Source organism: Acidovorax sp. KPB24-07, assembly GCF_057543315.1.
Genome location: NZ_BAAJYS010000028.1, coordinates 21,878 through 27,877, shown reverse-complemented (window position 1 = coordinate 27,877; position 6,000 = coordinate 21,878). Strand labels below are relative to the sequence as shown.

The following is a 6,000-nucleotide window of genomic DNA, read 5'->3' as shown; positions in this document are numbered from 1 at the left end:
CGGGGCGGGCGGGGCCGATGCCGGGGACGGGGGGCGCGGCCCGCGTCGCGCCACCAACTGAGGACCTCCACCCGCCTGAAACGGCCCGTGGGCGGCCCGCACGGCCATCGCCCGCGGCCCTTTTCCGCCCACGTGGATTTCCTCGTACACCACGGCCAGGCCGGGCTGTGGCTCCGACAGGCCCTGCAGGTCCCGCACATGGAAGAACACATCCACGCCCGTATCGCCGCTGCGCAGAAAGCCGAATCCGCGCGTGGCGTCCCAGCGCAGCACCGTGCCTTGCTTTTGCATCGTTCAGTCCAGCGTGTGCAGGGGGATGTCCTCTCCCGTGGCCAGCCCGTCGAGCGTGGCGCGCGTCTGCCCCTGCAAGAACGCTGCGATCGCGGCATGGGTGCCGGGCGCCCGGGGATCGGCCTCTGGCGGCAACCCTGCCGCCCGGGCCAGGCGCGCGAAGAAATGCGGCTCCAGTGCCGCCACCGCCACCCGCCCGTCGACGCACGAATAGACCCGGTAGCCCGCATGCGCGCCGCCCACATCGCCATCCGGCAGGGTCAGGCCCCAGTCGCGTGGCTGGGCCAGCCACTCGGCGGCGTCCGACAGGGCCACGTCGATGCACGTGCCCTGGCCGGACGCGGCGCGCGCCAGTTGCACCTGCAGCACGGCCTCGCTGGTCATGAGGGCGCCGCCCATGTCGGCATACAGCGTGGGCGGCAGCGTGGTGCCGGTGACCAGCCCTGCATCGGCGAGGTAGGTGAGATCGTGCCCCGGCTCTTCCGCGCGGCTGCCCGGCGCGCCCACGATGCGCACCATCGACAGCCGGGGGTGGCGCGCGTGCAGCGCGTCCCAGCCCAGCCCGAGCTTGGCCAGCGCCGACGGCCGAAACGAGGTGATGAGCACATCGGTGCGCGCCAGTTCCGCCTGCAGCACGGCCTGGCCCGCATCCGTCTTGAGGTGGGCGTGCACCACGCGGACCTGGGCATGCATCGCCGCGTAGGCGGGCGGGCTGTACATCGCCATCGGGTCCGCGCTGGAATGGCCGTCGGGCGGTGGCGGCTCCAGCTTCGTGCATTCGGCGCCCAGGCGCTGGCAGCGCAGCAGGGCGGCGGGGCCGGGCAGGTTCAGCGCCAGGCTCAGGAGCCGGACGCCACGCAGAGGCAGCAGGGAAGGTGCAGTCATGGGCGGAAGGCGAGGTGAATGGAAAGCGCGGCGCGGGGTGGAACAATGCATGGCCCAGGCCGGCCGTGGAACGTGGCGAACCGGCCGGAACTTCGGCCCACCGCGCCGCTCCGTCCCCGCGGTTATACAAAATCCCATTCCATCGCCCCTTTCGCATGCAACGCAGAACGTCCGTGGCCGCCCTGGCCGGCTTCGCCACCCTTCCCGGAGCTTTCCTCATGTCGCCCTTGTCCAGCGCTGCCACGGCCAACGCCCTGGAGCGGCTCAAGCCCTCGCCGCGCATGCCGGTGCTGTTCGTGGGCCACGGCAGTCCGATGAACGCCATCGAGGACAACGCCTGGCGCCGCGCCTGGCAGGCCATGGGCACCGAGTTGCGGGCGCGGGGAACGCCGCCGCAGTTGATCCTGTGCATCTCCGCGCACTGGCTCACCCGGGGCGGGTGGCAGCTGACGGGCATGGCCGCCCCGCGCACCATTCACGATTTCGGCGGTTTTCCGCAGGCACTGTTCGACCAGCAATATTCCGCGCCGGGCGCACCGGCGGTCGCCGCGGGCCTGGCGGGCGAGTTGCGGTCGCCGGCCACGGGCCAGCCGCTGGGGGTGGATGCGGGCGAGTGGGGCCTGGACCATGGCACCTGGTCGGTGCTCAAGCCCATGTACCCGGCGGCGGACATCCCCGTGCTGCAGCTCAGCATGGACTACGGCCGCCCGCCGGCTGAGCACTATGCGCTGGGCCGGCAACTGCGCAGACTGCGCGAGCGCGGCGTGCTCATCGTGGGCAGTGGCAACATCGTGCACAACCTGCGCGTCACCCGGCGGGGCACGGCGCCCACCGAGGCATACGACTGGGCGGTGGAATTCGACACCGTGGTGCAGAACCAGATCAAACAGGGCGCGCTGGATGCGCTGCAGCACTTTCAGCGGCTGGGCCCGGTCGCGCAGCAGGCCCACCCCAGCCACGAGCACTACCTGCCGCTCCTGTATGCCGCCGCCGCGGCCGATGCGCGCGAAATGCCGCGCTTCTTCAACACCGGCTACCAGTCGGCCTCGATCTCGATGCGGTCGGTGCTGTGGGGTTGATTGCTATATTATTTATAGCGATATGCCCTAGAAGATATTGCGCTGGAGGCCTGAAACACCCTTAATAAAAAACCGCCCGAAGGCGGTTTTTTATTGGCGGCCGGGGCAGGGGGTCACACCACCTTGGCGATCGACTGGCAGACGTAGTCGATGTTCTTGCTGTTGAGCGCGGCCACGCACATGCGGCCGGTGTCGGTGCCGTACACGCCGAACTCACTGCGCAGGCGCACCATCTGGTCCTTGGACAGGCCGGAGTAGCTGAACATGCCGATTTGCTGCGTGATGAACGACATGTCCTGCTTCACGCCGGCGGCCTTCAGGCCGTCCACGAGCTTCTGGCGCATGGCCTTGATGCGCACGCGCATCTCGCCCAGTTCCTTTTCCCACAGCGCGCGCAGCTCGGGGTTGCCCAACACGGCCGCCACCACCGCGCCACCGTGGATGGGCGGGTTGGAGTAGTTGGTGCGGATGGCGATCTTGAGCTGGCTCAGCACGCGGCCGGCTTCTTCTTTGTCGGCGCACAGCACCGACAGGCCGCCCACGCGCTCGCCGTACAGGCTGAAGCTCTTGCTGAACGAGGTGGACACGAAGAAATTCAGGCCGGCGGCGACGAACTTGCCGATCACCGCACCGTCTTCGGCGATGCCGTGGCCGAAGCCCTGGTAGGCCATGTCCAGGAAGGGCGTCAGGCCCTTGGCCTTGACCACCGCGATCACCTGGTCCCACTGCTCCGCCGTGATGTCGTAGCCGGTGGGGTTGTGGCAGCAGGCATGCAGCACGACGATGGTGCCGGCCGCGGCCGCGTTCAGGCTGGCGAGCATGCCGTCGAAGTTGACGCCGCGCTTGGCCGCGTCGTAGTAGGCGTAGGTATCGACCGTGAAGCCGGCGTTGGTGAACAGCGCGCGGTGGTTTTCCCAGCTGGGATCGGAAATCAGCACCTTCGCATCGGGGCTGACCTTCTTCAGGAAGTCGGCGCCGATCTTGAGGCCGCCCGTGCCGCCGATGGCCTGCACCGTGGCCACGCGGCCGGAGGTGACGGGCTCGCTGTCCGCGCCGAACACCAGGGCCTTGACCGCGTTGTCATAGGCCACGATGCCGTCGATGGGCAGGTAGCCGCGGGCGGCGGGCTTTTCCATCATGGCCTTTTCGGCGGCCTGGACACATTGCAGCAGGGGCAGCTTGCCGTTGTCGTCGAAATACACACCCACGCCCAGATTGACCTTGTGGGGGTTGGTGTCCGCGTTGTATTGCTCATTCAGACCCAGGATCGGGTCGCGGGGGGGCCATTTCGACGGCGGTGAACAGAGACATTGAATAGTCCTTGGAGGTTGGAAAACTGACGTTGCGCCCCAAGCTGCGATAGGCTTTCGGGTCAACCGCCGATTTTAGCGGCCCATGCAAGCGAGTCGCCCCCACACCATGCACCCAGTCATCACCGAACCCGTGACCGGCCAGTTCGTCAGCTTCGCGGACTCGCCGTTCGAGCTGTACCAGCCCTATCCCCCCGCGGGCGACCAGCCCGAGGCCATCGAAAAGCTCGTGGAAGGGGTGAGGGACGGCGAGGTCTTCCAGACCCTGCTGGGGGTGACCGGCTCCGGCAAGACGTTCACCATGGCCAACGTGATCGCACGGATGGGGCGTCCGGCCATCGTGTTCGCGCCCAACAAGACCCTGGCCGCCCAGCTCTACAGCGAGTTCCGCGAGTTCTTCCCGAAGAACGCCGTGGAATATTTCGTGAGCTATTACGACTATTACCAGCCCGAAGCCTATGTGCCGCAGCGCGATCTCTTCATCGAGAAGGATTCCGCGATCAACGAGCACATCGAGCAGATGCGCCTGTCGTGCACCAAGAGCCTGATGGAGCGGCGCGATGTGGTGATCGTGGCCACCGTGTCGGCGATCTACGGCATCGGCGAGCCCGAAAGCTACCACCGCATGGTGATGACACTGCGCGTGGGCGACAAGCTCAGCCAGCGCGACGTGATCGGGCAGCTCATCCGCATGCAGTACCAGCGCAACGAGCAGGACTTCAGCCGCGGCAAGTTCCGCGTGCGCGGCGACACCATCGACGTGTTTCCGGCCGAGCACTCCGAGCTGGCGATCCGCATCGAGTTGTTCGACGACGAGATCGAAAGCCTGCAGCTGTTCGACCCGCTCACCGGCCGCGTCAAGCAGAAGATCCCGCGCTTCACGGTGTACCCGAGCAGCCATTACGTGACCCCGCGCGACAAGGTGCTGACGGCGGTGGAGACCATCAAGCTCGAACTGGCCGAGCGCCTGGGGCAGTTCGTGTCCGAAGGCAAGCTGGTGGAAGCGCAGCGCCTGGAGCAGCGCACCCGGTTCGACCTGGAAATGCTCAGCGAAGTGGGGCACTGCAAGGGCATCGAGAACTACACCCGCCACCTGTCGGGCGCTGCGCCGGGGGATCCGCCCAGCACCCTCACAGACTACCTGCCCAGCGATGCGCTCATGTTCCTGGACGAGAGCCACCAGATGATCGGCCAGCTCAACGCCATGTACAGCGGAGACCGCTCGCGCAAGACCACGCTGGTCGAGTACGGCTTCCGGCTGCCGTCCGCACTGGACAACCGCCCGCTCAAGTTCGAGGAATTCGAGACGCGCATGCGCCAGGTGATCTTCGTGTCTGCCACGCCGGCCGATTACGAAAAGACCCATTCCGGCCAGGTGGTGGACCAGGTGGTACGCCCCACCGGGCTGATCGATCCCGAGGTCGAAGTGCGCCCCGCCACCCATCAGGTGGACGACGTGCTGCAGGAGATTCGCATCCGCGTGGACAAGGCCGAGCGCGTGCTCATCACGACGCTGACCAAGCGGATGGCCGAGCAGTTGACCGACTACCTGAGCGACAACGGCGTGAAGGTGCGCTACCTGCACTCGGACATCGACACGGTCGAGCGCGTGGAAATCATCCGCGACCTGCGGCTGGGCGCCTTTGACGTGCTGGTGGGGATCAACCTGCTGCGCGAGGGGCTCGACATTCCCGAGGTCTCGCTGGTGGCGATCCTCGACGCCGACAAGGAAGGCTTCCTGCGGGCCGAGCGCAGCCTGATCCAGACCATCGGGCGCGCCGCGCGCAATCTGAACGGCAAGGCCATCCTGTACGCCGATCGGGTGACCGAGTCCATGAAAAAAGCCATGGGCGAAACGGAACGCCGGCGCATCAAGCAGATCGCACACAACGAGGAAAAGGGAATCACGCCCCGCAGCATCGTCAAGCAGGTGAGAGACCTGATCGATGGGGTGTACAGCGAGAAGGCTGGCAAGGACGCCGAACGGCTGGAGCAGGAATCGATGCGCCGTGCCCAGGTGGAAGACATGTCCGAAAAGGATGTGGCCCGGGAAATCAAGCGGCTGGAAAAGCTCATGCTGGAGCATGCCCGCAACCTGGAGTTCGAACAGGCCGCCCGTGTGCGGGACCAGTTGGGCCAATTGAAATCGCAGGCGTTCGGTGCCTCCGGGGGCGACCAAGTGGCGCTGTAACGGCCAAGTTGGCGACGGTTGGGGAGGAAAGGTGACTGATGGGTTTTGTTACCCGACAAAAACAATAGGGATTTGTGCTATACTTGGGTGAAACACTCAACAAAACAGCCCAACGATGAAGGGCTCCCAAAGTCTCTTCGCTTCCAGGCGAGAGGTGCACGGAGTTAGGGGCGGAGACGGTGCCTCAGGCGGCAATCATGTTGCCTCGGGGCGTTTCTATAACGGACAAGCCTGACGACAAGGA

General features: G+C 66.3%; 4 protein-coding genes and 1 pseudogene. 2 read left to right on the top strand and 3 right to left on the bottom strand.

Annotated elements, in window-relative coordinates; all coding sequences use genetic code 11:
* Both AC27IQ_RS06005 and AC27IQ_RS06000 read right to left on the bottom strand, forming a co-directional pair.
* Window positions 1–291 (bottom strand): cold-shock protein (locus AC27IQ_RS06005; RefSeq protein WP_487088852.1); only part of this gene is annotated, 291 nt, incomplete at its 3' end.
* Between the two features lie 3 nt (window positions 292–294).
* Entirely contained in the window at window positions 295–1,176 is an 882-nt protein-coding gene (locus AC27IQ_RS06000) for a CoA transferase (protein ID WP_487088851.1), read from the bottom strand.
* A gap of 218 nt (window positions 1,177–1,394) precedes the next feature.
* Here AC27IQ_RS06000 and ygiD point away from each other — a divergent pair, with 218 nt between their 5' ends.
* Window positions 1,395–2,255 (top strand): 4,5-DOPA-extradiol-dioxygenase, encoded by an 861-nt coding sequence (gene ygiD, locus AC27IQ_RS05995; RefSeq protein WP_487088857.1) that lies wholly within the window; start codon window positions 1,395–1,397, stop codon window positions 2,253–2,255.
* A gap of 113 nt (window positions 2,256–2,368) precedes the next feature.
* Here the strand turns inward: ygiD and AC27IQ_RS05990 are convergent.
* Window positions 2,369–3,566 (bottom strand): annotated as a pseudogene (locus tag AC27IQ_RS05990) (amino acid aminotransferase).
* A 108-nt stretch (window positions 3,567–3,674) separates the two neighbouring features.
* Between AC27IQ_RS05990 and uvrB the strand changes: the two are divergent.
* Window positions 3,675–5,756 (top strand): excinuclease ABC subunit UvrB, encoded by a 2,082-nt coding sequence (gene uvrB / locus AC27IQ_RS05985; protein WP_487088850.1) that lies wholly within the window; start codon window positions 3,675–3,677, stop codon window positions 5,754–5,756.
* Window positions 5,757–6,000: the final 244 nt, after the last annotated feature.

Bases quoted from the DNA above. Each gene is read 5' to 3' on its own strand.
- ygiD (WP_487088857.1), top strand. From the start codon at position 1,395: ATGTCGCCCTTGTCCAGCGCTGCCACGGCCAACGCCCTGGAGCGGCTC.
- AC27IQ_RS06000 (WP_487088851.1), bottom strand. From the start codon at position 1,176: ATGACTGCACCTTCCCTGCTGCCTCTGCGTGGCGTCCGGCTCCTGAGC.
- uvrB (WP_487088850.1), top strand. From the start codon at position 3,675: ATGCACCCAGTCATCACCGAACCCGTGACCGGCCAGTTCGTCAGCTTC.